The following is a 24,374-nucleotide window of genomic DNA, read 5'->3' as shown; positions in this document are numbered from 1 at the left end:
TCACCCGCGTCACGGCTCGATCACCGGTTTCACTCGGAACGGTGTGTCACCCAAGGCTTCATCCATCCAATCGGTCGAGGTCAGGAATTTCGGCCTGCGATGCCCGCCCGCGCCCGCGCCGCCCGCCGCACCGGCACCCGGCGATCCGGCCGCACCCGGGCTGCCGGGTTGGCCGTTGGTGCTGGCCGCGGTGGTCCCGTCGCTGCCGAACATGAAACCCTCGGCCGCGGGCAACGCGGCACTGCTGGCGAACAGGTTGGTGTGCCGTGGCTCGGCGAGCGCCTGAGCCGGTATTTCCCCGGCGCCGCCGAGTCCGCCGAGGTCGCCGCCGCCACCGCCGCCTCCACCACCTGCTCCGAGGCTCGGATCGAGCCCGGCCGCGAGGTCGGCCAGCCCGCCGAGACCCGGGATATTGCTGAGTTCGTTCAACTGACCGGCCAGCCCCTGCGCGACCGATGGGTCCAGCACACCGGTCAGGAACTGACCGAATGCCTCGAACCCGTCACCGATGGCCTGCCCCAGCTGCGAAAGCAGTTCGGTGCCACCGTTGGCCAAGAGATCGAACAGTTTGCTCCCGTTCTCACCGAGCACACCTTCGATACCGCCGGCCTCGCCGATGGCGGGCAACAGCTCGCCGAGCGCGGCGGACTGTTCGGGACTCAACGTCGGCAGCAGATCACCGAGCGCCGAGGCCTGTTCCGGACTCAATGTCGGCAGCAGCTCGCTGAGTGAGCCGAGTGCCTCGGGACTGATATCCGACAGCAGTTCACCCAGCGCCGTCGTCTGTTCCGGCGTGAGTTGCGGCAGCAATTCACCGAGCGACTTGGCCTGTTCGGGAGTCAGACTCGGCAGCAAGTCGCCCAGCGCCTTGCCCTGCTCCTCGGTCAGGCCCGGAATCAATTGATCGAGGCTCGGCCCGCCCTCGCCGTCTCCGGTTCCGCCGTCGAGTCTGGACAGGAGATCCTGCAAAGGCGACTTCGTACCCTTGCCCGTTCCGGTGCCCGTCCCCGTGCCCGAACCTGTCCCGGTGCCCTTGCCCGTGCCCGTGCCGGAACCCGTGCCCGAGCCACCGAGCGAACCCGGCAACGCACCGCCCTGGGGGATGGGCATGTCATCCGCGGACTCGTCTATCCCCGCGCCGCCGCCGTACTTGTCGATCAGTTCATCGATGCTGGGAGCCTCTTGGCCGCTGCCGGTACTACCGCCGCCGGTTCCGCCGCCCGTGCCACCACCGGTTCCGCCGCCCGTACCGCCACCGGTCTCGCCGCCGCCGGTGCCGCCCCCCGTGCCGCCGCCGGAATCCCCTCCGCCGCCGAGCAATTCATCTAGATTCGGCAGATTGTTGCCGGTACCACCGCCGTTGCCGTTGCCGTTGCCGCCGGTATCTCCGTTCCCGCCGCCACCGTTCCCGTTTCCGTACCCGCTACCGCTTCCGTACCCGCTACCGCTTCCGTACCCGCTACCGCTTCCGTACCCACTACCGCTTCCGTACCCACTACCGCTTCCGTACCCACTACCGCTTCCGTACCCACTACCACTTCCGTACCCACTACCACTTCCACTTCCACTTCCGCTACCACTTCCACTTCCGCTACCACTGCCACCGCCATTTCCATTTCCGCCGGCCTGCTTACCGGGAATCTCGATGGTCGGGACAGCCGACTTCGTCTTGTTGATGCCCTCCACGTAATACTTCTTGAATCTGTCGCGATATTTTCCGGTCTGATCCTTGTTGCAGCCGCGCTTCTTCGGCGAGTTCGGACCGGGCATTTCATTCTTGGTGACCGTCAACCACTGACTGGTGTAGAGCAGGCTGTTGCCCATGACCTTGGTCGCCGCGACCAGATCGACGGTGCTGTTCTTGTACTTCTCCACCGCATTGGCAGCGGCCTCGGACGAGGCGCCTCGCCATGAACTCTTCAGATTCTGAATTTGCGTCGCGTAGGTCTGCAGGTGAACTTGTATCTTGTCCCCGAGCCACAACCACTGGAAATGCATCTCATACGGCGGCGACGGAATGATCGATGCGCCGAAGCTCTGTAGATCTTCGAAGCTGAGGTTGTCCGCGTTCTCGACCGTCACCGTGACGGGGTCGGTCTTGCCGCCGTATCCCTGCACAGTTTCCGGGAAGGCCGGCATCGTGTAGGAAACATCGTTGTAGTAGCCGTCCCAGTTGCCGGTCCTGGCTGTGTCACCGATATCCAACTGGCCGTAAGAGTAGTCATCTTCTCCCGACGTGGAGGTCACCGTCGGTTTACCGCCGTTGGGCGCGGGCGGCGTCAGATTCACGGTGACATCTCTGACTCTCGTCAGAGTATTGAAGTTGACCGTGTTGTTGTTCTCCGCGGCGGCGAACGCCTTGCCCGCGGCGACGAACGTGTCGTACTGGTCCTGCACGATATCCGAGTGCGTGACCAGCGAATCGTAGAGCGCCTGGCCGTGATCGGAGTACGCCCGCGCCAGCTCACGACTCGAGGCCAGGTTGCTGAACGCGCCCACGGAATGTAGACGCTGCTCGTAGACGATCGCCGCGAGACGATCCAGATCCGCGATCAACTGCGCGGCGGCCTTGGTGGCCGTGACGACATTCGCGACGTCGAATTGCAACAGCCCGTTGTTGGCGGATCCGAGAATCGGCGCCCATATCGACGGAGGCGGTGCCCCTGGGTTCGTCACAGCTCATGCTCCTGAATCATGTAGTTCACCGATAGCCTCACCGTTGCCGCCGTATCCAGCCGATCCGTCATCAGGCCTCGTCGGAGGCGATCATGAGATCGGCGGCCTGTCCCTGGCCATCGGCGAAGCCCTGCGCACCATTTCCCAGACCTTCCCCGCCTTCGAGGAGGGTATTCCGGGATGTCTTGTACCCGTTCGCCCCTTCGGAGAACTTCTTGCCGAAAGAGTCCTTACCCCAGGGGAAATTTGTGGCGTCGTCCTCGAGATCCAACGAAGTACGCAGGTTTCGGACCACCCCTTTGATCGCGGTAGCCGCTTCCAGGCTGATACCGGCGGCCCTTTTCAGCGCCACAGGGTCGATTTCGATACGATTCGGCGTAGTCATAGGATTTCGGCCTCACTATCAGTTCTATTGTGTGGTCTATTTCAACTCGAACGGTTTGTCCGGACCGTCGGTGGGAGCACCCGCACCGTCAACCGCTCCCTTTTGCGGGAGTGGAACGGGTGCGGTTTTCGGCTTGATCACCGAATTCGGCGGCCGCCAATCACCCTGGTCCGCGAGATCGGTGGGCGCGGTATAGGCGCCGGGGAAAACGAACGGCAACGGATACCACTTCGGCCTGGTCTTGGCTTTCATGTCCTTGCCCGCGGCGAACGACGGCGAATACTCCACGAATCGGCCGTGCGCGTTGTGTCCCCAGACAGAATCCGAAGTCAGGCGCGATTCCTTAGCAGGCGTTATGTTGTTCGCGTAATTGTCCGCTTCGGTCTGACGCCGCTGTATAGCGGCCTGATCGTCCCGTGCTCGCTGATCGACCCGGTCCTGCTGAGCCTGCAGCGCGGCCCGGTCCTCCCGCGCGCGTCGCTGATCACGATCGCGTTGCGCCTGATCCTCACGCACCCGCTGCTGATCACGCTGCTGCTGCGCCTGATCCTCACGCACCCGCTGATCATTACGCTGCTGCTGCGCCTGATCCTCACGCACCCGCTGATCATTACGCTGCTGCTGCGCCTGATCCTCACGCACCCGCTGATCATTACGCTGCTGCTGCGCCTCATCCTCACGCGCACGCTGATCATTACGCTGCTGCTGCGCCTCATCCTCACGCACCCGCTGATCATTACGCTGCTGCTGCGCCTCATCCTCACGCACCCGCTGATCATTACGCTGCTGCTGCGCCTCATCCTCACGCGCACGCTGATCATTACGCTGCTGCTGCGCCTCATCCTCACGCACCCGCTGATCATTACGCTGCTGCTGCGCCTCATCCTCACGCACCCGCTGCTGATCACGCTGCTGCTGCGCCTCATCCTCACGCGCACGCTGATCATTACGCTGCTGCTGCGCCTCATCCTCACGCACCCGCTGATCATTACGCTGCTGCTGCGCCTCATCCTCACGCGCACGCTGCTGCTGGGTCTGTTCGTCCGCGTGCGCCCGCCGCTCGTTGACTTGCTGGGTCTCTTCTTCTGTGCGCGGGTGCTGCTTAGCCAACTCGTCTTGATTTGCCCTCCGCTGCTGGAGATCTTCGTCCTCCTGCGCCCGCCGCTCGTTACGCTGCTGAGTCTCCTGATCCTCACGCGCACGCTGCTGATCACGCTGCTGCTGCGCCTCATCCTCACGCGCACGCTGATCATTACGCTGCTGAGTCTCCTGATCCTCACGCGCACGCTGCTGATCACGCTGCTGCTGCGCCTCATCCTCACGCGCACGCTGATCATTACGCTGCTGAGTCTCCTGATCCTCACGCGCACGCTGCTGATCACGCTGGGTGGTCTCGTCGTCCTCACGCGTGCGCTGCTGATCGCGCTGGTTGGTCTCCTGATCCTCACGCGCACGCTGCTGATCACGCTGCTGCTGCGCCTCATCCTCACGCGCACGCTGATCGTTACGCTGCTGAGTCTCCTGATCCTCACGCGCACGCTGCTGATCACGCTGGGTGGTCTCGTCGTCCTCACGCGTGCGCTGCTGATCGCGCTGGTTGGTCTCCTGATCCTCACGCGCACGCTGCTGATCGCGCTGGGTGGTCTCCTGATCCTCACGCGCACGCTGCTGATCACGCTGGGTGGTCTGGTCGTCCTCACGCGTGCGCTGATCGTTACGCTGATTCTGGTCGCGCTGGGTCTGCGCATCCTCGTCCGCGCGCCGGGTCCGGACCTGCGGATCGCGGTCCGCGCCATTGGGCGTGGGCGTCGCATTACCGTCGCCGAACAGATTTCGAACCCTGTTCACACCGAAACTGGTGGTCTTCTCGTTGTGCCAGACATTGAATCGCAGTTGATCGCCCGTGGGCGGCGTCCACTTGTTCGAAATCCCTCGGACACCACCGACGATCGCGCCACGCGCGATGGAGCCGGTCCACCCCTGAGGCGAGGCCAGGCCAGTCAGATCACCGGTGACCGTGGCCGCACCGAGATTGCTGAACACGTTGCTGACCGCGCCCGTGGCCGCACCGATCACCGCACCGTGCAGGAACATGCCGGACCGGAACGGAGCGTTGTTCAACGCCGTACCGAAGCCCGGGTTCCTACTCCACGGCACATGCCGATCCACCTTCGGGAAGATGAACTTGTCCGAACCGCGCCCGAGTACCCGACCGAATTCACGGGAAGGAATGGTCGCGAATGCCGAACCCATGATCGACGCGCCGAACTCCTTGCCATTGAAGTTTCGACGCTTACCCTGCCCCATCTGACCGACCTGGATGGATGCGTTGATGGCGGCCGCGGTGATGATGGATTCGGTGATCTTGATCGTGTAGACCGAGATGCCTTTGGCCGAGGGCACCTTGTATTTCCAGCCGACAGGCTTGATCTTCGACTTCCAGTCCAGGATCCAGTACCTCGACGTCCGGGTGCCGGCAGCCAGGCCGTCGCCGCCGCGCTTGGCCATCTGGATCTCGGTCCTGGTCGCGAAACCGACCTTCGCGACCTGCTTCTCGATGAATCCTTGCACCGTATCCTCGAGAACCCGCAGGACAGAACGAGTCGTCGTGATTGCGGCGGCCTCCGCCGCAGGAGCCGTAGGTGGGAACACCCAGGCCCAGATGATCTCCATCAACAACCAGACCAGCGAGATGATGATGTTGAGCTTGGCGGCCTGAATTTCGGTTCCCATATCGAAAGTCGCCTCGTACAACTTCGTGTACAAGTCCGCCAACGCCTTGATCGACTGGTCCCCCACCAGGAACTTGTCGAACATCACTCCGACCTGTTCCGCGCCCGCGCCTTGGGTGTACGCCGCCATCGACGCGCGCTTGGCGTTCTCCATCGTGCCGACCACGGCGGCGAGATCCCTGCTCGCCGTCTCCCACGCCCTCGCGACGTCCCACATGCGATCCTCGTCGCCGTCGGGCCAGGTCGTACCGGCGATCCAGCCCAGCCAACGAAGATTCTCGGGTAGATAGAGGGTCATCGGGAATCAGCTCAGTCGTCGGAGATCATCGAGCGCGACACCGTTCCGTCGAACACACCCGCTGCGCGCGAATCGAATTCGCGCATACTGGTCGGCGGCGGCGGAGCGACCGGCATCCGGGCACCGAGATCGGGAGCGCCCTCGATGATGTCGGAGAGCTTCGGCAGCTGCGACTTTCGCTCGCGCAGCGGAGCCAGGAGTTCCTGGCTGAGCCTGTCGACCTCTTGCGCGGCCTTCTGCACCGCCTCGGTCATCCCCTCGGCGATCTCGTCGAAGGTGAGGTCGGCGATGTCATCGGCGAAGACGGTCTGGATCAGCAAACCATCGGCGTTGACGGTCACCGTGATTCGCGCTTCGCAGGTACTGGCGGTCGCGGTCAGCTTCGATCTCTTCAGCTGGACGTCCGCGATGCCACGCATCTGCTCGTCGAGCCCTTCCAACATCGTCATCATGTCCGCATGCAGACGCTCGTTGACCATCGCACCTCCCGGCATCGTCGATCAAGAACACCGCACAACGGTGAATCAGCGGTGGCGGGCAAGGAAATTCGGCGGAACAGGGAGCCGATATCCCGACCTTCGCCCTGCACGATCCGAGTACGACAGGTAGGCGAGATGTCATCGTGTCGCCACACTCCGTTCCATCCGGTGGTGCGGCGAAGTCATCGATGACGAACAGACTTCCGAACCGTAATCCAGAACCCTTCCATGAGATTGAGCACGAATGCGCGTAGACGGTCGGATATTCCTCGAGGCGACCGCGGTGGTCATTCCCGACGAGCGCCAACACATCGATCAGGCACTCACCCGAGGTTTCGTGAGCGCGAAAGCGGCAGCGAAATCAGAGATTTCGGACATCTCGGTGGCATCGAACGGACAGACCGCCGAGGAGCTCGCGCTCATCGCGGGCCACGAGGTACTGCGATCGGCCGATATCGCAGCCGCCGATATCGACTTCCTCGCGCACGCTTCGATCGCTCACGGCCTCGATGATTGGACCATCGCGCCGCGGCTGTCGCGGCTGCTCGGCGCCAATCGCGCGGTGTCCATGGGAGTCAGGCAGATGAGCAACGGCGGCGCCATGGCCGTGCAGGTCGCCATCGCGCAGATGATCGCCGAAACCCGTTTCGAGCACGGTCTCGTTCTCACCGGTGACGTGGCGGGCCAGGACGCGTCGTGGCGTTGGCAACTCCACATGGGCGCTGCCCTCGCCGACTCGGCGACCGCTCTACTGCTCTCGCGCACCACGGGCGCGCTCTCGGTGCGGTCGGTCGCCTCCTGCGGTGCACCGCAGGAGGAGGCCTGGTACCACGAACGGGCGACGCTGGGAGAGGCAGCTGCCACCAAGCCGAATGTGTTCCGACTACGTAAAGCCACGCGCGCCGCCGTGCAGAACGCCTGCGCCGACGCGGATATCGAGTTCGGTGATCCCCGGCTGACCGTCACCGTCCTGCCGCGACTCACCCCGGCGTTCTGCGAGAGCGCCTTCCACGAAGTCCTGCCCGATACCGAGGTCGTCAACCTGTCCGGCGAGACCGGACATCTGTTCGCCGGAGACCTCACGGCGAACCTGAACTATCTGTGCACCAAGAGATCACTCGCACCGGGCGAGTACGCGTTGGTGATCAATGTCGGAGTCGGGCTCACCGCCACCGCGATCGTGGTGCGGGGAGAAGAGTGAGCCGACCCGACAACTACTCCGGGCGCAACGTCAGGATGCGCGGGCCGTCCTCGGTGACCGCGACCGTGTGCTCCCAATGCGCGGCACGGGTGCCGTCGGTGGTGACCACGGTCCAGTCGTCATCGAGAACTTTCGTCTGAGTGGTCCCGAGCGTCAGCATGGGCTCGATGGCCAGCACCGAACCCACCACGAGTTTCGGCCCCTTGCCCGGAGCGCCCTCGTTCGGCAGGAACGGGTCCATGTGCATCTCGCGCCCGATCGCGTGACCGCCGTACCCGTCGACGATGCCGTAGGCGCGGCCGTGCTTCTCCTCGGCCGCGCGGGTGCCGATTTCGATGGCGTGTGAGATATCGGTGAGGCGGTTGCCGGGCAGCATGGCCGCGATACCCGCCTCCATCGACAGTCTCGTGGCCTCGCTCAGCAGTTCATCGGCGTCGATCATGTTGCCGACACCGAATGTCCACGCCGAATCGCCGTGCCAGCCGTCGAGGATCGCACCGCAATCGATCGAGACCAGATCGCCTTCGGTGAGGATCTCTCCCGAGGTCGGAATGCCGTGCACCACGCGGTCGTTGACCGACGCGCAGATCGACGCGGGGAATCCGTGGTAGCCCTTGAAGGAGGGCACCGCGCCCGCGTCACGGATCACCTGCTCGGCGACCTCGTCCAGGGCGAGCGTGGAAACCCCCGGGACCGCTGCCGCCCGCACGGCGACGAGCGCGCGTCCGACGACCGCGCCCGCCGCGGCCATCGCGTCCAGCTCACCCGCGGTGCGGAACGGCACCACTTTCTTGTTCTTGCTCCGACCGAAGACCATCGCGGATCAGCGCTCCCGTTTCCGGGGCATCCCCCAGGTTCGGCACACTCCGAAGACTCGGGACACTACTGTCCCAAGGCACGCAACGCGCGTGCGTTGACGTCGTCGACCTCGCCGATACCGTCGACGGTGACGACCAGGCCGTCGTAATGCTGGAGCAGCGGCTCGGTCTCCTCGCGATACACCCGGAGCCGGTTGCGGATCACGTCCTCGCTGTCATCGGCGCGGCCACGCGCGAGCATCCGCTCGACCACGGTGTCCTCGGCGACGACGAAGCACAGGACTGCGTCCAGCTTCTTGTCCATATCGCCGAGGATCTTCTCCAGGGCCTCGGCCTGGTCGATGGTGCGCGGGTAACCGTCGAGCACGAAACCGCTGACGGCGTCCGGCTCGGCGACCCGAGACTCGACCATACGGTTGGTGACGTCGCTCGGAACCAGATCTCCGGCATCCATGTACTTCTGCGCTTCGCGACCCAGCGGTGTCTGCTGGCTGATATTCGCGCGGAACAGATCCCCGGTGGAGATGTGTGGGACGCCCAGCTTCTCGGACAGCAGGACGGCCTGGGTGCCCTTGCCCGCGCCCGGCGGACCTAGCAATACAACTCTCACTTGAGGAACCCTTCGTAATTTCGATTCATCAGCTGGCTCTCGATCTGCTTCACTGTGTCGAGACCGACGCTCACCATGATGAGGACCGCGGTGCCGCCGAACGGAAGGTTCTGAGCGCCGCCGGACGAGCCGATATCGAGGAACAGGTTGGGCAGCACTGCCACGAGACCGAGGTAGATCGAGCCGGGCAGGGTGATGCGGCTCAGGACGAAATTCAGGTAGTCGGCCGTCGGCCTTCCCGGACGGTATCCGGGAATGAAGCCACCGAACTTCTTCATCTCATCCGCGCGTTCCTCCGGGTTGAAGGTGATCGCGACGTAGAAGTAGGTGAAGAACACGATCAAACCGAAGTAGATCGCGATATAGACCGGGTTGCCCGGGTTCACCAAGTATTTCTGGATGATCTCCTGCCACCAACTCGGGTCCGTCGCGTTCTGCGAACCTGTCAGCTGAGCGACCAGGTTCGGCAGATACAACAGCGAGGACGCGAAGATCACGGGGATGACGCCCGCCTGGTTGACCTTCAGCGGCAGATAGGTCGAGGACCCGCCGTACATCTTCCGGCCGACCACCCGTTTGGCGTATTGGACCGGAATGCGGCGTTGACCCTGTTCGACGAAGATCACCGCGGCGATGATGAGGAAGGCCGCCACACAGACCAGGCCGAAGACCAGGCCGCCGCGGCTGTCGAGGATGTTCTTGCCCTCGGTCGGAATCCTGGCCGCGATACCGGCGAAGATCAGCAGCGACATGCCGTTGCCGACGCCGCGTTCGGTGATCTGTTCGCCGAACCACATGACCAAGGCGGCGCCCGCGGTCATGACGAGCACGATGATGATCATGCCGAAAATGCTGGTGTCGGCGAGGATGTCCTGCTGACAGCCCTGGAGCAACTGGCCGCGCGCCGCGAGCGCGACGAGACCTGTCGCCTGGAGGATCGCCAACGCGACCGAGAGATAACGCGTGTACTGCGTCATCTTGTTCTGACCGGATTGGCCTTCCTTGCGCAGGTCCTCGAACCGCGGGATGACGACGGTCAGCAGCTGAATGATGATGCTGGCGGTGATGTAGGGCATGATGCCGATCGCGAAGACCGACAATTGCAGCAGCGCACCACCGGAGAACAGGTTGATGAGCTGGTAGATGCCCTGGGAATCACCACCGGAGACCAGCTCGATACATTCCTGCACCGCCTTGTAGTCCACACCCGGTGAAGGCAGCGCGGCACCCATGCGGTACAACGCGATCAACCCCAGCGTGAAGAGAATCTTCCGCCGTAAGTCCGGAGTCCGGAAGGCCGATACGAAGGCGGAAAGCACAGATCCTCCTGGCGCGAACGACATGGTCATGACATGGATATTTCAGCGATGTCCAACTCTGGAGAAGCCGAAAACCATGACGTGGCTTGGCAGACAACAATTGAACTCTAACAGCGGCACCGGACGAGCTTTCACCCGTCCGGTGCCCACTACGTTGAGAGTACCGTCAGCCCAGCTCGGTGACAGTGCCACCGGCAGCGGTGATCTTCTCTTTGGCTGCGCCGGTCACCTTGTCGACGGTCACCTGGACCGCGACGCCGATCTCGCCGTCGCCCAGGACCTTGACCAGGCGGTTCTTGCGAACCGCTCCGGCCGCGACCAGCTCGGCCTTGCCGATCTCGCCCCCCTCGGGGAACAGCTCGGCGATCGAGCCGATATTCACGACCTGGTACTCGGTACGGAACCGGTTCGTGAAGCCCTTGAGCTTGGGCAGCCGCATGTGCAGCGGCATCTGCCCACCCTCGAAGGCGGCCGGGACGTTCTTGCGAGCCTTGGTGCCCTTGGTACCACGGCCCGCGGTCTTGCCCTTGGAACCTTCACCGCGACCGACACGGGTCTTCTCGGTCTTGGATCCGGGAGCAGGACGCAGATGATGCAACTTGATGGTCATGTCAGACCTCCTCAACTGTCACGAGGTGGCGCACGACGTTGATCAGGCCGCGATTCTGAGGGTTGTCCTCACGAACCACGGTCTGACGGATCTTCCGCAGGCCGAGCGTACGAAGGCTCTCCCGCTGGTTCACCTTGGCGCCGATCGACGACTTGATCTGGGTCACCTTGAGATCTGCCATTTACCTGGCACCTCCCACTGCCTGAGAGCGCGCGCGCAGCATGCCCGCGGGGGCGACGTCCTCGAGGGGCAGGCCACGGCGGGCCGCGACCTCTTCGGGACGCTGCAGCATCTTGAGTGCCGCAACCGTCGCGTGCACGACGTTGATGGCGTTGTCGCTACCGAGCGACTTCGCCAGAATGTCATGGATGCCAGCGCATTCCAGCACGGCGCGAGCCGCACCACCGGCGATCACACCGGTACCGGGCGAAGCCGGACGCAGCATGACCACACCGGCCGCCGCCTCACCCTGAACCGGGTGGACGATGGTCGAGCCGATCATCGGAACGCGGAAGAAGCCCTTGCGAGCCTCCTCGACACCCTTCTGGATGGCCGCGGGAACTTCCTTGGCCTTGCCGTAGCCGACGCCGACCAGACCGTTGCCGTCACCGACGATCACGAGGGCGGTGAAGCTGAAGCGACGACCACCCTTCACGACCTTGGAGACGCGGTTGATCGCGACGACGCGCTCGAGCTGGTTCTTGTCGGTCTGCTGGTCGCGACGGTCGCCGCCACCACGCCGATCGCGGCCACCGCCGCGCCCGTCGCGGTTGTCGCCGCCACCGGCGGCACCTGCCTGCTGTCCGGCGGGTCCGTTGCCGCCGTCACGCCTCTGACGTCCCGGCATCAGACGTTCCTTCCGTAAATGTTTGCAGTCATCAGAACTTCAACCCACCTTCGCGAGCGGCATCGGCCAGCGCCGCGATGCGGCCGTGGTAGTCGTGACCACCACGGTCGAACACGACGGCGTCGATGCCTGCGGCCTTGGCACGCGCGGCCAGCAGTTCGCCGACCTTCTTGCCCTTGGCCGACTTGTCGCCGTCCAGGGCACGCACATCGGCCTCGATGGACGACGCGGCGGCGATGGTCTTGCCGATCGAGTCGTCGATGAGCTGTGCGTGCAGATGACGCGAAGAGCGGTTGACCACCAGGCGCGGACGCTCGGTGGTGCCGACGACCTTCTTGCGCAGACGGAAGTGACGGCGGGTCTTCGACAGACGACGCGTCGTGGACACGTCCTTGCCACGCGGCTTGCGCTTGGCGATCTGGTTTTCGGTTTGCGCCATGATCACTTACCCGTCTTTCCGACCTTGCGGCGAACGACCTCGCCGGCGTAGCGGATGCCCTTGCCCTTGTACGGGTCGGGCTTACGCAGTCCGTGGATGACAGCGGAGATCTGACCGACCGCCTGCTTGTCGATTCCGGACACGGAGAATTTGGTGGGCGACTCCACCGCGAAGGTGATGCCCGCCGGGGCTTCGATCGGCACCGGGTGGCTGTAACCGAGGGCGAACTCGAGGTTCGAGCCCTTGGCCTGCACGCGGTAACCGACTCCGAAGATTTCCATCTTCTTCTCGTAGCCCTTGGTGACGCCCTCGACCATGTTGGACACCAGGGTCCTGGTCAGGCCGTGCAGCGAGCGGTTCTGACGATCATCGTTCGGGCGAACGACCTCGAGCTGGCCGTCCTCACCCTTGGCGATGGTGATCGGTTCGGCGACGGTGAGCGACAGGGTGCCCTTGGGCCCCTTCACCGACACGTTCTGGCCGTCGATGTTCACCTCGACGCCTGCGGGAACTGTGATGGGCTTCTTGCCAATGCGCGACATTTGTCCTGACCTCCCTTACCAGACGTAGGCGAGGACTTCGCCGCCCACGCCCTGCTTGGCCGCCTGACGATCTGTGAGCAGACCGGTCGACGTGGAAATGATCGCCACGCCGAGGCCGCCGAGGACCTTGGGCAGGTTGGTGGACTTCGCGTACACACGCAGACCGGGCTTCGACACGCGGCGCAGGCCCTGAAGGCTGCGCTCACGGCTGGGGCCGTACTTGAGGTCGACGATGAGGGCCTTGCCCACCTCGGCGTCCTCGGTCCGGTAATCGGCGATGTAGCCCTCGCGCTTGAGAATCTCGGCGATATTCACCTTGATCTTCGAATGCGGAGCCTTCACCTGATCGTGGTACGCCGAGTTGGCGTTGCGCAGACGCGTCAAGAAGTCTGCGATCGGATCAGTCATGGTCATGGTTAGACCTCGACACCTTTCTCGCCGCGGTTCCCATACAACACCGACCTGCGCGAGGCAGACGGCCGTGGGCCTACAGCAATGGGGCTGGTCCGGCCGACACTTGCCGACCGGATGAGTTCTCTTACGAGCGCTCGGTGCCAGAGCTGCCGCACGTCGATCCGGTCATTACATCGGAGACATGCGGACATGGGGGTGCCCAGGCAACCGGTCTAGTGTAGGCAACGGTCTGACCAGGACAAAATCGGGGGTACTCCGTCGCGCGGCACTCTCCCCCCGAGCGGACATGGGACGAGTCGATGTGCTGTGTACACGCGAGTCCGTGGCGGCTGTCTCCGCGAGCGTGGTAGCCGGACTCAACGATCGGAACAGCGGCGATCAATGAACTCGTACCCGCCCTGCGGTGAAGTACGCGGCAGCGTGATCAACTGCCGAAACCGGCTGGTCCAAGTTTCGCAGAGCGAAGCGCAATCCCTTGGTGCCGAATATGTGTTTACGCAGAGCTCTCTGCACGTCGGGCGCCTCCAGCCCGATCACGCCAGGAGTCTTCGCGTCGACACCCGGGAAGATGTCGACAACGATGAAATGTTGACGCCTCCACTGGTGCGACCGAAACCCCTGAACGGTGCCCCACGGCAGGAAAACCGATTCCGAGTCGGCATCGCTGTTGATCTCCAGGCCGTGGCCGGACATTCGCATCGCCCATGGCGGAATGCCTCCGGCCCGCCACGTGTCACGCAACTGCCTGAACGCGCGCAGTCTGCGAATCGCGAAATAGGCGAAGAAGGCGGCGAGCACGAACGACGGGACAGCACTCAGTACAGCGATCGGTTGATTCAACGAAACGAGTAGCAGCCCGACCATTGCCGACGCAGCCACAACAAATACATCGCAGACAAAAGAGAACATACTCGCGGCGAGCGTCCAACTCCGAATGCGTTGTAGTGCTTCGGAATCTATGCCGACTACGAACTCTCCCCCAGTGTTCACGCAAACGAGGATACCCGTGGGTACCTCGACACGGTCACCTCGATCACTCCCATACGCGCGACCAACCGGCAGAGCACTCGCCCACACCCGACAAGATCGAAGCTACGGCCACCCGACCTCGTGTACACAAAATGTGTACACTGGAGATATGGCAGACGAAGCGCTGACAATTCGAGAGTTCCGCGCAGGCCTGGCAAAGGCAGTGGACAGCGCTGTCGAAGACGGCGCTGTCACCGTGGTGACCCGCGACGGCGTTCGCGTAGGTGCCTTCATCCCCCTTTTCATGCTGGAGAAACTCGAGGAATGGGAGGACGAGGAGCTCGGTCGGATGGCAGACGAAGCCCGGGCGACCGACGACGGTTCCGGCGTAAGCCTCACGGAAATGTATGCCCAGGTTCTTCAGGAGCCGAATGCCGGAGCAGCGTGAAATACGCGTTCGAGTTCCGTCCACTCGCGCAGCGGAACTTGCGTTCGATCCCCCCGCGCGACGCGATCGCTCTTTTGAATGCGTTAACCGCGTTGGGAGATGACCCGTACACCCCGAACCAGGCGGTAAAACCGATGTCGGGCGCGTCGGGACAGTTCAGACTCCGGTGTGGAAACCACCGTGCGTTCTATGAGATCGTCGGTGGTCGATTGATCATCCTGGACATCGACGTCGGCCATCGGAGCGCCATCTATCGTCGACGGACGTAATGGCCGCTGTCAGGTTCACACAAGCGAAATCCCCTCAACGTTGTTGTGGTCCAACGTATTCGACACCCGACCAACCGGTGCCGCACCTACTCCGAGGCTCATGGTGCACGCCCTGCTGTCCTTCGCGGTCGTCGCGGGTCTGCTCACTCTCGTTCCCGGTCTGGATACGGCACTCGTGCTGCGGGCGGCGGTGAGTCGTGGCCGCCGTTACGCGTTCGCCACCGCGATCGGGATCGGGAGCGGCACGCTGGTGTGGGGCGTGGCAGCGGCCGCCGGTGTCTCGGTGCTGTTGACCGCGTCGGAACTGGCCTACACGGTGTTGCGGATCGCGGGTGCGACGTATCTGGTGTGGATGGGTCTCGTCATGATCAGAGACGGACTCCACCGCCGGAAGGTGAATCCGGCGGACGCGGTGAGTGATTCGCCGCCGAGTGTGTTCGGCGCGTGGGCGCGTGGGCGCGGCACCAATCTGCTCAATCCGAAAGTCGGCGTCTTCTATGTGGCGATGCTGCCGCAGTTCCTGCCCGACGGTGTGCCACCGCTGCTGATGGGCTGCGCGCTCGCGGTGGTGCACAACATCGAGGGCATGCTGTGGTTCACCGCGATAATCACCGTCGCGGAGCTGGCGCGGACCTGGTTGAGTCGAGATTCGGTACGGCGTGCGATGGACGCGGTGACCGGAGTGGTCCTGGTCGGGTTCGGCGTGAAACTGGCATCCGGTCACCGGTGAGACCGGCGATCGAGACCGACCCCGGTGCTCGCAGTTCCGGACCGGTGGACGGGTCTCACGAAAACCAGTGGCGGCAATCGGTGTCTGTCGAGAATTGTTGTCCCCGTTGTGAGCAGCGATGTTCGGGATGACGCGACGGCCGAACGCTACGACCGGGATTCGGCTTTCATGTTCGCGCCCGAAGTGCTCGATCCGGCGGTGCGGTTCCTGGCGGACGCGGCGGGCGACGGTCCGGCGTCGGAGTTCGCCATCGGCACGGGTCGGGTCGCGATTCCGCTGATCGAGCGGGGTATCGATGTGAGCGGGATCGAACTTTCCGCGCCGATGGTCGACCGACTCCACAGGAAGCGCCCCGACGTACCGGTGGTCGTGGGCGACATGACATCGAGTCGGGTGCCGGGCGAGTTCTCACTGGTGTACCTGGTGTGGAACAGCATCGGCAACCTGCGAACGCAAGCCGAGCAGGTCGAGTGCTTTCGCAATGCCGCACGGCATCTCGCGCCGGGTGGTCGATTCGTCATCGAGCTGTGGGTTCCCGGCATTCGGCGATTTCCGCCGGGTCAGGCGGCCGTGCCGTTCCATGTGGGGCGCGATCACACCGGATTCGACACCTACGACCTCAGCACCCAGCAGGGCACATCACATCACTACCGGCACCACTCCGACGGCACAGTCACCTACGGGTTCAGCAACTTTCGATACATCTGGCCCGCGGAATGCGATCTGATGGCCCAGTTGGCCGGGATGTCGTTGGAACTGCGCAGCGAGGGCTGGCTCGGCGGCCCTTTCAGCAACGACAGCGAAAGTCACGTGTCGGTCTGGCGTAAACCGGCGAGGTAGAGGGTTCGCCGACCGATGCACTGCAACGGAGCACGTTGTGGCTGAGCGACGCCGAGGTCATGTCCGCTGCCACGAGTGCCCGAAACTGTGTGCGGACTTCGCAATCATCCAGGAAGACGGCATCCGGACGTTCGAGCAAGACTTCAACTCGCGATCACAGCAACCTCGAATTCGTGGCGCACTCGAATCGCACCTCACGAACCGTAACCACTAGGGCAACCCATTGGCACTAGACCCCACCCTCACGGACGTCCTCGATCTGTTCCAGCTGCCCCTTCTTTCCGGAGTTCGGAAGTTCGAGACAGTTACCCGGCTTCACATCGGATTCCACGTTCCCACAATGCACTCCGTGCCAGGCCCTCCGAATTTCGAAACTCCAGCGGCCCGCGCGCAAACCCTCGACCTTCGGTATCGGACCGTGACCTTTCACCCACGCGAATCCGTTAGGATCGCAACAGTTACCGACTGGCGTCGGTGACCGGGGAGGAAATTCGATGACCAGCCGACGGTATCCGCATCTCTACAGCATTCGATCCATCGCTGTGCGCGATCCGCTGTGGGCACTATCCCTCCGATATGTCGCCGGGACGACAATCCGTGAGCTACAGCCCATTCGGCATATCACCGGCTGAGCACATCACCCTTCTTCGAGGCCGTATATCTCGCGGCGAGCTCCGCGCTCGCCGCGCCACACGCCTCTGAATTCGCCCTGCGATAACCACGCTCACCCCACCGTCCGTTCGACGTCGGAATCGTCGAGCGGGCTGCTCAGTGCGCGTATCTCACCATCCACCGAAACCCGAGGAATCCAGCACAAATGAGTATGAAGAAGTATGCCGTCACCGCCCTGCTCGCCATCGCGGCGCTCGGCATCACCGACGGAACCGCTTCCGCCGCACCGGATCTGGCCGACACGGCACCGCACGTCGCGCAGGGAACAGATCAAGGCGTCGGCTTCACCTTCCAAGGAGGTAAGCGCACCACACTGGACGCGACGCTGACCGGCGGCTCCTTCCGTCAGGCACAGGACGCCGTGGAAATCGTCGCGGGCGACGGCACGGTGGTGGCGACACTGCCCCTCGCGGTCTCCGTGGAAGACCAGGTCGTCACCCTCGCTCCCCACATCTCCGCGGACGGAACGACCATGGTCGCGGACGTGTCCGCCCAGGACGTCGGCTACTGGCGCAAGACCTCCCCGCGTCAGCGCAGTATCGAGGCAGGCGCGGGCATCGGAGCCGCGTTCGGCACCATCGCGGGCTTGTTCGTCGGCATGGCGCTCGGCGTCGCCACCGCGGGCATGCTGCTGCCCATCACCCTTCCGGTAGGTCTCATCGCGGGCATGATCGGCGGTATGGCGCTCGGAGCCGCCGCGGGCGCGTCGATTCCCAACTCCGATATCCCCGACCAGTGGCACTACGAACTGGAATGCCGCGGCTCCGGCAATTACCGTTTCTGCTGGTAGTAGGCACGATTCGTTTCGCGAGGGCACGGAGTTCATCGGGCTCCGCACCCTCGGAGACAGGCCGACCTGCCGGATGTCGGTTCGCGTCGTCGGCACGACACACCCCGATTTGGTCTGACGAGGCCAGGTATCGACCCGCGAGAATGCGAAATCGGTGACCGAGCCACCCGAGTGGACATCTGGCAGGGTTCGCTCCGACATCAGGGTCACAACCTGCTCGACCAGCGTCGACAATGCTCCGGAGTGCCACGCCGTCGCCCGGACTGTTCAGCATCGTGGGATGACCGTGCGCCGAGCCAGCGATCCGAATGGCGCCGATGAGCATGATTTCCGGAACAGGCCAGACCGCTCGTCAGCTGCTCTACACGACACCGACGGTCGATTTCGGTAGTGGCTGCGGCGCAGCGGTTCTCGGCATGGAACGACGCAACTCCGATGCTCACACGACCATTCGCCGCCGAGGCCGCACCGGCTCGAACGGACAGACTGTCTCCGAGGGAACTCTGCGACCTGGCGTGGTTGGCAGAATTGGACGTCGATGATCGCGCCGAAGCGGCGGCGGATACGCTTCCAGGACCGTATTGCGGCCAGCGGACCCCGCTACTCCGCTCGCCGCACTCCGGTGTCGGAAATGGAGAGGTGATCACCTTGGATGCGTCCCGATGCGTCGTACTGGTCCCGACCACCGGAGACCTCGGGCTCGAGTTCTCTCGCACGCTGAGCGAACTGGAGAAGCGCGGCTATACGGTGCGCTGCGTGGCCGGTTACGCCGCGATAGATCAGGGCCGCAGTCAAATCGCGACCGACGCGCTGCGCGACGGCTTCGATGCCTTGATGTGGATCGACTCGGATATCGGCTTCGATCCCGATTCGGTGGACCGACTGCGCGAACACGACCTGCCGCTGGTATGCGGAATCTATCCGAAGAAAGGTCTCCGCGAACTCGCCTGCCATCTACTGCCAGGCACAGAACATGTGCTGTTCGGTGCGGGGGGCGGTCTGATGAATATCAAGTACGCGGCGGCCGGTTTCCTCTATACGCACCGCACCGTCTACGAGACGATGAGCGAACACGAGAAGCTGCCGGTGTGCAACGAACACTTCGGCCGCGCCACCGTGCCGTACTTCTTGCCGATGATCGTGTCCGATGGCGAGAACCCTTGGTACCTGGGCGAAGACTACGCCTTTTGCGAGCGCGCACGTCGCAGCGGCTTCGAGATCGTCGCCGATACGGGATTCCGGCTCGGCCATATCGGTCGGTACACCTACAGCTGGGAAGACGCCGGATCGGACTTCCCACGCTATGCCGACTACAAATTCACCGTCGAGCAATGACGACCGAGTAGAACGCACGACGCTGGACGCGACGCTGACCGGCGGATCCTTCCGTCGGACACAGGACGCCGTGGAGATCGTCGCGGGCGCGGCGATCCCCAACTCCGACATCCCCGATCAGTAGCAGTACGAGTGGAGTGCCGAGGCTCCGGCAACTACCGTTTCTGCTGGTAGCAGACGGAATCCGTTTCGCGAGGGTACGGAGTTCATCGGACTCCGCGCCCTCGGAGACAGGCTGACCTGTCGGATGTCGGTTCGCGTAGTCGGCACGACACACTTCGACCTGGCCCGGCAGAGCCAGGTATCGACCGGCGAGACTGCGCAGGTGATCGAGCCACCCGAGTGGCATCAGGCAGAGTTCGCTCTGACGTCAGGGGGCACAACTTGCCCTGACCAGCGTCGACAATGCTCCGGAGTACCGCGCGCCGCATCGCACTGTCTAGCATCGTGGGATGACCGAGCGCCGAGCCGACGATCTGAACGACCCCGATGAGCACGAGTTCCGGAGCAGGGCAGATCGCTCGTCGACGGCTGTACGCGACACTGACGGATCGATGTCGGTAACGCCAGCGGCGCAGCGGTTCTCGGTACTGGACGGCGCGATACCGATGCCCGCACAACTATTCGCCGCCGAGGCCGTGTCGGCTCGAACGGACACGCTGTCTCGGACGGAGCTCGGCGGACTGGCATGGTTGGCAGAATTGAGACGTCGATGACCGCGCCGAAGCGGTGGCTGAGATCCGCAATGCCCTCGCTATGGCGATGAACTCGAAAGATTCGGCCCCGCTGCGAAACATGCTCCACGCGTGGGCCACTACGGCGACCGTTGTGCGCGATCCTCTCCGTCGCGCGGTGCATACCCACCGCGCTGACGACAACGATTTCGTCGATGTCGAGATCCCACGACGGAGCGGCGATGTCCGACCATGATCCGTGCCAGGATCTCGGGTGGAACGGCGGGACGCGGTGATCGGGTGGAACCGATCATGGCCAGCGTGCGTCTAATTGGTTATTGGCAGAGTTGCTGTCGTGTCCGAGCGGGTAGGAGTGCTGTGCGTAGCGTTGTGGTGATACGGGCTGTAGTCTGCGGTGCGGTCGCGGCGGCGGCTCTCACCGGATGCGGGGAGTCGGTGGACGGGGCGGCTGGGGCGACGACGACGGTGCGGGATCCGGACACGATCGAGGTGTTCAATCCGTGCCGGGGGGCGTTATCGGATGATGCGCTGCGAGGGGCCGGCCTGGATCCGACGACCAAAGGCGTGCTGACGGATCCGCCGAGCGGCGTATCGGCTTGGCGGGTATGTGACTGGATGCCGCTCGATAACCGGTACGGGACCGGCACGCGAAGCGTCAGCATTTTCTCTACCAGCCACACGCTCGCGGATGCTCGTACGAAGGAAAGCGCGACCGTAATCGGCGAGACTACCGTCAATTCCCGACCAGGACTGGTTTCGAAAGAGAAGAGCGACACCGATAGCTGCTATGTCTCGTTCGAGGCGGACCAAGGCATGTTCGAAATCAACGTGCGGTGGCTCAGCACGGAGGGTCCGCGTATCGGCGACACGTGCGATATGGCCGCCAAATATGCAGCCGCCCTCGAACCGCATCTGCCGAAGTAGTCAGCGAGGAGGATCGACGATGATACAAGACCATTCTGGCTACTGGCGTGACATGAAGAGCAAGGCGATCAATGGCGAGTTCAAGATCGAGGCCGACGTCGGCGAGGCCATCGCTCAGGTTGTCAGCCAGTACATCACGGACCTGGAAAGGCAGAAGGGCTACGCACAAGGGCTCCAACGCTTGACGGGTTGGGGTGGCCTTCCCTCAGCTCAGGCGATCCGCCAGAAGCTCGAATTCAAAGCGGTCGCCGGTGGTTCCGACCCCGACGATTCCGCGGTAAAACGGCTGGAACAGCACATCTCCATCGCCCGCGACCAACGAGATACCTTCCTCGCGGCGATCGGAAAATTGCAGACTGTCGATCAGCAGAATGCGGGCGACCTCGGCACGAACGGGCAGGGCATCTGATGGGGTTGGGCGACTTCGGCGAGTTCTTGGGCCACGTGGGCACTCTCGGTGGTTTGAAGATCTATGACAACTACCAGACCTCCGGTGACGCGGACGATGATCGCGGCAGGCTCGATGACGCGGGCAAGCTGGCATGGGACGGCGACCGCACCATTATCGGCAACGAGTGGACGCGGTTGGACGGCGGCTCGGACGTGTCGATGGCCAAGCCCGCCGTGTCCGATCCCGAAGCGTTCAGCACGTGGTCGCACGAGCAGATCTGGAACGCGCTCAACGGCGGGAACGGTCAACCCGAAGTCAGATCTGGCGATGTCAACGCCGGTGCGGACGGGTGGCGACGACTCACGACCGGAACCGAGACGGCGGTGACCAACTACCGGAACAGTTTCGAACGTGTGCTGTCCGAGAAATGGTCGGGCACATCGGGAACCGCGGCGATCGACGCGGTGAAGAGTTACACCACCGAAGCCGCGGCACTTCCCACCTCGTTCCAGATGGTCGCCAACGGCATCGACTACATGGAAGGTCTTCTGGGACAGGCGAAGATGACCATTCCGAAGCCGGACAAACTGTCCGGGTTCGATGAATTCCTCGGCCATATTCCCGGCAATGGCCTGGTCAAGGCGGCCAAGCACCGGGCAAACGAGGCCGAGGCAGACGCTCAGCGTTTCATGATCGGCACCTATCAGCCCGGTTCGGTCACCGTCGACAACCAGACTCCCGTGCTTCCCGTTCCCCGCAATACCGTCGCCGACCCGGGCACCGTGCCGGGTGGCAACGGGAGCGGGAACGGCGGCAACGGTAATGGAACCGGCAACGGGGTCGGAAGCAATGGGAACGACAGCGGCGGCACACCGACTGCGAATCCCACCGGCACGCAGGAGAACCCCGCCACCGACCCGCAGTCGAACGGCACCGACGGCAGTCAGGGCAACAACGACGGCAGCACGAAACCCAGTAGCACCGACCCGTCCGGGTCCACACCCACGGGGACCACGCCCGCCGGGACCGACAAGCCGACCACGCCCGGCGACGGCAAACTCGGCGGTTCCGGATCTCCGGGAACAGGATCTCCAGGATCGGGATCGTCCGGGTCGGGTTCACCCGGTTCCGGCGGGCTCGGCGGGACAGGCACCCCCGGCGCGGGTCGCAGCGTCATGGGTACGCCGGGCAGCACGGGCGGTTCCGGGTCCGGCTCCGGCGGCTCACGGACGTCGGGTACCTCGGGCACGCGAGGGATGAACGGTATGCCGGGAATGGGCGGCCGCGGTGGCGGCGGCCGTGACGACGAGGACGAACACAAGACTCCCGACTACCTCATCCAGGATCGCGAGAACGAACTCATCGGACAGCTGCCCGCGACCCTTCCTCCAGGTGGGGTCATCGGCGGATGAATCGGTTCCACGATCCCTCGGGGAGCGAATACGCCGAGAATCGACAGCGATCTTCGGGCCGCTGGGAGCTCGACCCGCACGCGTTCACCCTCGCGCTGGAAGCGCACGGCCGTGATCGTCTGCCCTACCCGCTGACCTACCGGCACGAGTTCGCCGAATCCGTCGACGTCTACCGCGAACGTCGCGAAGCCGCCGTGCGGAGGCTGCTGGGTGTTTATGACGAAGAGTTGCACACGGCGTTCGGCGCGCTCCTGGAACCGCAGGTCCGCGTCGAGATCGAAGGCCTGCACGGTCCGGGGCAGACGGAGGTCGTCCGCGTATACGCGGGAATAGTCGGCGACCGGTGCACGCTCGTCGTCCAGGCCCCGGGTCCGACCCGCGAACACGGCGGCGCCGTCACGATCAGCACCGTGGCGCTGCACGCGCTCGCCGCGGAGATCGTCGCGCATCTGCCCCGCGCGCAGGGCGGAACCACGCCACGCTTCCAAGGCCGCCGCGGTGACCTGCGCTCCCCCACCTACGGCCGACATCCGACCCGACTCTCCCCCACCGAACAGGTGCAGCGGTTCTTCCTCCGCCCCCGCTCCGGCACCGGCGAAATCACCGTATTCCCCGGCTATCAACTGGACGCTCGGCCCACCTCGGACGGCAGGGCCTTCCTCTGGCTCGACTATCCCGACGACGGCCGCTACCTCCTTCAACACAATGGTGACGACGATTTCACCGTGATCCCCGGACCACCGGCGGAACTGCGACATCGCCTCACCAACCACATCGCGATGTTCACCGACCGGCGCCAATTGTCGAGGTGACAAACCCGGTTGCCGAGGCAGCGATCCGGATTACCATGGCGCCATGCCCGCCCCGCATGTCGAGCGACCCGATCTCCCGGAGCACATGACCTGGGAAGAACTCGAGCAACTGCCCGAGGAAGTCGCGGCACGAATCGAGCTCTGGGAGGGCCGTGTGGTGTGGTTGCGGCGCGGGCCCGCAGAACATCAGGCATTCACGTTCGCGTTGACCAGCGCGTTGAAACGCTGTGCGAAGTCGGCGATGTCCGAGGAACCGGGAGCCTGCTGGCGTGTCGACTTCGAGACGAACGTGTTCTTCGGCGATCACGGAAAGTCCGATTTCGTCACCCCGGATTTCCTGGCCTACCGCTGCCTCGACGAGCCGTATCAGGATATTCGTGCCGATGATGCACTCCTGGTAGGCGAAGTCCTCTCACCCTCGAATAAACAAACAGATATCGAAGCCAAGAAAGCGCGTTACGCGGGCGGCGGCATTCCCTGGTATTGGGAAATCGAACTCGCTCCGCATCGCAGTGAGATCGCGTTCGTGCACGCCTATGCGCTGGAGACCACGCACGGCACGCTGCCGCCGGGCGTGACTCCCCTGCACCAGGCCAACTACATTCTGGCGGGCAAATGGTCTCCTGACGATTCCGAGGTCATCGCTATCGACTTCCCGTTCCCGATCACTATTCCGTGGGCAGAACTCGAATTCTGAGCCCGGCGCCCGGCGACGCG

The 24,374-nt window shown here is 63.8% G+C and carries 26 protein-coding genes; 12 read left to right on the top strand and 14 right to left on the bottom strand.

Going from position 1 to position 24,374, the window contains the following annotated elements:
- Window positions 1–9: 9 nt before the first annotated feature.
- From OG225_RS38945 to OG225_RS38930, 4 genes are all read right to left on the bottom strand, one after another.
- Window positions 10–2,676 carry a hypothetical protein gene (locus OG225_RS38945; RefSeq protein WP_405179629.1) on the bottom strand — a complete coding sequence of 889 codons (2,667 nt, stop codon included), beginning with the start codon at window positions 2,674–2,676 and terminating at the stop codon, window positions 10–12.
- A gap of 70 nt (window positions 2,677–2,746) precedes the next feature.
- Window positions 2,747–3,061 (bottom strand): hypothetical protein, encoded by a 315-nt coding sequence (locus OG225_RS38940; protein ID WP_405179628.1) that lies wholly within the window; start codon window positions 3,059–3,061, stop codon window positions 2,747–2,749.
- Between the two features lie 36 nt (window positions 3,062–3,097).
- Window positions 3,098–6,091: a hypothetical protein gene (locus OG225_RS38935; RefSeq protein ID WP_405179627.1), complete on the bottom strand. Its 2,994-nt coding sequence runs from the start codon at window positions 6,089–6,091 to the stop codon at window positions 3,098–3,100.
- Window positions 6,092–6,102: 11 nt separating this feature from the next.
- Window positions 6,103–6,570 carry a YbaB/EbfC family DNA-binding protein gene (locus OG225_RS38930; protein ID WP_405179626.1) on the bottom strand — a complete coding sequence of 156 codons (468 nt, stop codon included), beginning with the start codon at window positions 6,568–6,570 and terminating at the stop codon, window positions 6,103–6,105.
- A gap of 244 nt (window positions 6,571–6,814) precedes the next feature.
- Between OG225_RS38930 and OG225_RS38925 the strand changes: the two genes are divergently transcribed.
- A complete protein-coding gene (locus tag OG225_RS38925) occupies window positions 6,815–7,771 on the top strand; it encodes a hypothetical protein (RefSeq protein WP_405179625.1) in 957 nt (318 codons plus the stop codon).
- A gap of 13 nt (window positions 7,772–7,784) precedes the next feature.
- Here the strand turns inward: OG225_RS38925 and map are convergent, their stop codons facing one another.
- From map to OG225_RS38875, 10 genes are all read right to left on the bottom strand, one after another.
- Complete coding sequence (map, locus tag OG225_RS38920) at window positions 7,785–8,588, bottom strand: type I methionyl aminopeptidase (RefSeq protein ID WP_405179624.1); 804 nt, start codon at window positions 8,586–8,588, stop codon at window positions 7,785–7,787.
- A 65-nt stretch (window positions 8,589–8,653) separates the two neighbouring features.
- Window positions 8,654–9,199, bottom strand: a complete 546-nt coding sequence (locus OG225_RS38915) for an adenylate kinase (RefSeq protein ID WP_405179623.1) — start codon at window positions 9,197–9,199, stop codon at window positions 8,654–8,656.
- Window positions 9,196–10,518, bottom strand: coding sequence for a preprotein translocase subunit SecY (gene secY / locus OG225_RS38910; protein WP_109525429.1), 1,323 nt, complete (start codon window positions 10,516–10,518; stop codon window positions 9,196–9,198). The genes OG225_RS38915 and secY overlap by 4 nt, the downstream gene beginning before the upstream one ends.
- A 166-nt stretch (window positions 10,519–10,684) precedes the next feature.
- Window positions 10,685–11,128: a 50S ribosomal protein L15 gene (gene rplO, locus OG225_RS38905; RefSeq protein WP_216911422.1), complete on the bottom strand. Its 444-nt coding sequence runs from the start codon at window positions 11,126–11,128 to the stop codon at window positions 10,685–10,687.
- A gap of 1 nt (window position 11,129) precedes the next feature.
- Complete coding sequence (gene rpmD / locus OG225_RS38900; RefSeq protein ID WP_216911421.1) at window positions 11,130–11,309, bottom strand: 50S ribosomal protein L30; 180 nt, start codon at window positions 11,307–11,309, stop codon at window positions 11,130–11,132.
- Complete coding sequence (gene rpsE, locus OG225_RS38895) at window positions 11,310–11,975, bottom strand: 30S ribosomal protein S5 (protein ID WP_109525426.1); 666 nt, start codon at window positions 11,973–11,975, stop codon at window positions 11,310–11,312.
- A gap of 31 nt (window positions 11,976–12,006) precedes the next feature.
- Window positions 12,007–12,414 (bottom strand): 50S ribosomal protein L18, encoded by a 408-nt coding sequence (gene rplR / locus OG225_RS38890; protein ID WP_109525425.1) that lies wholly within the window; start codon window positions 12,412–12,414, stop codon window positions 12,007–12,009.
- A 2-nt stretch (window positions 12,415–12,416) separates the two neighbouring features.
- Entirely contained in the window at window positions 12,417–12,956 is a 540-nt protein-coding gene (gene rplF, locus OG225_RS38885) for a 50S ribosomal protein L6 (protein WP_216911420.1), read from the bottom strand.
- Window positions 12,957–12,971: 15 nt separating this feature from the next.
- Window positions 12,972–13,370: a 30S ribosomal protein S8 gene (rpsH, locus tag OG225_RS38880; protein WP_216911419.1), complete on the bottom strand. Its 399-nt coding sequence runs from the start codon at window positions 13,368–13,370 to the stop codon at window positions 12,972–12,974.
- Window positions 13,371–13,748: 378 nt separating this feature from the next.
- Window positions 13,749–14,360: a hypothetical protein gene (locus OG225_RS38875; RefSeq protein ID WP_405179622.1), complete on the bottom strand. Its 612-nt coding sequence runs from the start codon at window positions 14,358–14,360 to the stop codon at window positions 13,749–13,751.
- 148 nt (window positions 14,361–14,508) lie between these two features.
- Between OG225_RS38875 and OG225_RS38870 the strand changes: the two genes are divergently transcribed.
- The 11 genes from OG225_RS38870 (at window position 14,509) to OG225_RS38820 (ending at window position 24,354) form a co-directional block, all read left to right on the top strand.
- Window positions 14,509–14,787: a hypothetical protein gene (locus tag OG225_RS38870; RefSeq protein ID WP_405179621.1), complete on the top strand. Its 279-nt coding sequence runs from the start codon at window positions 14,509–14,511 to the stop codon at window positions 14,785–14,787.
- Window positions 14,784–15,056, top strand: coding sequence for a type II toxin-antitoxin system RelE/ParE family toxin (locus OG225_RS38865; protein ID WP_405179620.1), 273 nt, complete (start codon window positions 14,784–14,786; stop codon window positions 15,054–15,056). The genes OG225_RS38870 and OG225_RS38865 overlap by 4 nt, the downstream gene beginning before the upstream one ends.
- Window positions 15,057–15,156: 100 nt before the next feature.
- Window positions 15,157–15,786: a LysE family translocator gene (locus OG225_RS38860; protein WP_405179619.1), complete on the top strand. Its 630-nt coding sequence runs from the start codon at window positions 15,157–15,159 to the stop codon at window positions 15,784–15,786.
- Between the two features lie 108 nt (window positions 15,787–15,894).
- Complete coding sequence (locus OG225_RS38855) at window positions 15,895–16,626, top strand: class I SAM-dependent DNA methyltransferase (RefSeq protein WP_405179618.1); 732 nt, start codon at window positions 15,895–15,897, stop codon at window positions 16,624–16,626.
- An 817-nt stretch (window positions 16,627–17,443) separates the two neighbouring features.
- Window positions 17,444–18,088 carry a hypothetical protein gene (locus OG225_RS38850; protein ID WP_405179617.1) on the top strand — a complete coding sequence of 215 codons (645 nt, stop codon included), beginning with the start codon at window positions 17,444–17,446 and terminating at the stop codon, window positions 18,086–18,088.
- A gap of 639 nt (window positions 18,089–18,727) precedes the next feature.
- Complete coding sequence (locus OG225_RS38845) at window positions 18,728–19,423, top strand: hypothetical protein (RefSeq protein WP_405179616.1); 696 nt, start codon at window positions 18,728–18,730, stop codon at window positions 19,421–19,423.
- A gap of 1,052 nt (window positions 19,424–20,475) precedes the next feature.
- Window positions 20,476–21,042: a DUF3558 domain-containing protein gene (locus tag OG225_RS38840; protein ID WP_405179615.1), complete on the top strand. Its 567-nt coding sequence runs from the start codon at window positions 20,476–20,478 to the stop codon at window positions 21,040–21,042.
- 52 nt (window positions 21,043–21,094) lie between these two features.
- A complete protein-coding gene (locus OG225_RS38835; protein ID WP_405179614.1) occupies window positions 21,095–21,451 on the top strand; it encodes a hypothetical protein in 357 nt (118 codons plus the stop codon).
- Window positions 21,452–21,504: 53 nt separating this feature from the next.
- Entirely contained in the window at window positions 21,505–22,845 is a 1,341-nt protein-coding gene (locus OG225_RS38830; protein WP_405179613.1) for a hypothetical protein, read from the top strand.
- On the top strand, window positions 22,842–23,657 hold the full coding sequence (locus OG225_RS38825) for an ESX secretion-associated protein EspG (RefSeq protein ID WP_405179612.1): 816 nt from the start codon (window positions 22,842–22,844) through the stop codon (window positions 23,655–23,657). Before OG225_RS38830 ends, OG225_RS38825 begins: the two co-directional genes overlap by 4 nt.
- 43 nt (window positions 23,658–23,700) lie before the next feature.
- The gene (locus tag OG225_RS38820) at window positions 23,701–24,354 is read left to right on the top strand and encodes a Uma2 family endonuclease (RefSeq protein ID WP_216917833.1); all 654 of its coding nucleotides are present in this window, start codon (window positions 23,701–23,703) and stop codon (window positions 24,352–24,354) included.
- Window positions 24,355–24,374: the final 20 nt, after the last annotated feature.

This window comes from Nocardia sp. NBC_01377 (assembly GCF_045040005.1).
In the GTDB taxonomy this organism is placed as follows: Bacteria; Actinomycetota; Actinomycetes; order Mycobacteriales; family Mycobacteriaceae; genus Nocardia; species Nocardia noduli.
This window is presented reverse-complemented; position numbering and strand designations above follow the sequence as displayed.

Excerpts from the sequence above, each read along its gene's own strand:
- OG225_RS38940 (WP_405179628.1), bottom strand. The coding sequence starts at position 3,061 with ATGACTACGCCGAATCGTATCGAAATCGACCCTGTGGCGCTGAAAAGG.
- OG225_RS38935 (WP_405179627.1), bottom strand. The coding sequence starts at position 6,091 with ATGACCCTCTATCTACCCGAGAATCTTCGTTGGCTGGGCTGGATCGCC.
- OG225_RS38930 (WP_405179626.1), bottom strand. The coding sequence starts at position 6,570 with ATGGTCAACGAGCGTCTGCATGCGGACATGATGACGATGTTGGAAGGG.
- OG225_RS38925 (WP_405179625.1), top strand. The coding sequence starts at position 6,815 with ATGCGCGTAGACGGTCGGATATTCCTCGAGGCGACCGCGGTGGTCATT.
- map (WP_405179624.1), bottom strand. The coding sequence starts at position 8,588 with ATGGTCTTCGGTCGGAGCAAGAACAAGAAAGTGGTGCCGTTCCGCACC.
- rplO (WP_216911422.1), bottom strand. The coding sequence starts at position 11,128 with ATGACCATCAAGTTGCATCATCTGCGTCCTGCTCCCGGATCCAAGACC.
- rpmD (WP_216911421.1), bottom strand. The coding sequence starts at position 11,309 with ATGGCAGATCTCAAGGTGACCCAGATCAAGTCGTCGATCGGCGCCAAG.
- rpsE (WP_109525426.1), bottom strand. The coding sequence starts at position 11,975 with ATGCCGGGACGTCAGAGGCGTGACGGCGGCAACGGACCCGCCGGACAG.
- rplR (WP_109525425.1), bottom strand. The coding sequence starts at position 12,414 with ATGGCGCAAACCGAAAACCAGATCGCCAAGCGCAAGCCGCGTGGCAAG.
- rplF (WP_216911420.1), bottom strand. The coding sequence starts at position 12,956 with ATGTCGCGCATTGGCAAGAAGCCCATCACAGTTCCCGCAGGCGTCGAG.
- rpsH (WP_216911419.1), bottom strand. The coding sequence starts at position 13,370 with ATGACCATGACTGATCCGATCGCAGACTTCTTGACGCGTCTGCGCAAC.
- OG225_RS38870 (WP_405179621.1), top strand. The coding sequence starts at position 14,509 with ATGGCAGACGAAGCGCTGACAATTCGAGAGTTCCGCGCAGGCCTGGCA.
- OG225_RS38860 (WP_405179619.1), top strand. The coding sequence starts at position 15,157 with ATGGTGCACGCCCTGCTGTCCTTCGCGGTCGTCGCGGGTCTGCTCACT.
- OG225_RS38850 (WP_405179617.1), top strand. The coding sequence starts at position 17,444 with ATGAGTATGAAGAAGTATGCCGTCACCGCCCTGCTCGCCATCGCGGCG.
- OG225_RS38835 (WP_405179614.1), top strand. The coding sequence starts at position 21,095 with ATGAAGAGCAAGGCGATCAATGGCGAGTTCAAGATCGAGGCCGACGTC.
- OG225_RS38825 (WP_405179612.1), top strand. The coding sequence starts at position 22,842 with ATGAATCGGTTCCACGATCCCTCGGGGAGCGAATACGCCGAGAATCGA.
- OG225_RS38820 (WP_216917833.1), top strand. The coding sequence starts at position 23,701 with ATGCCCGCCCCGCATGTCGAGCGACCCGATCTCCCGGAGCACATGACC.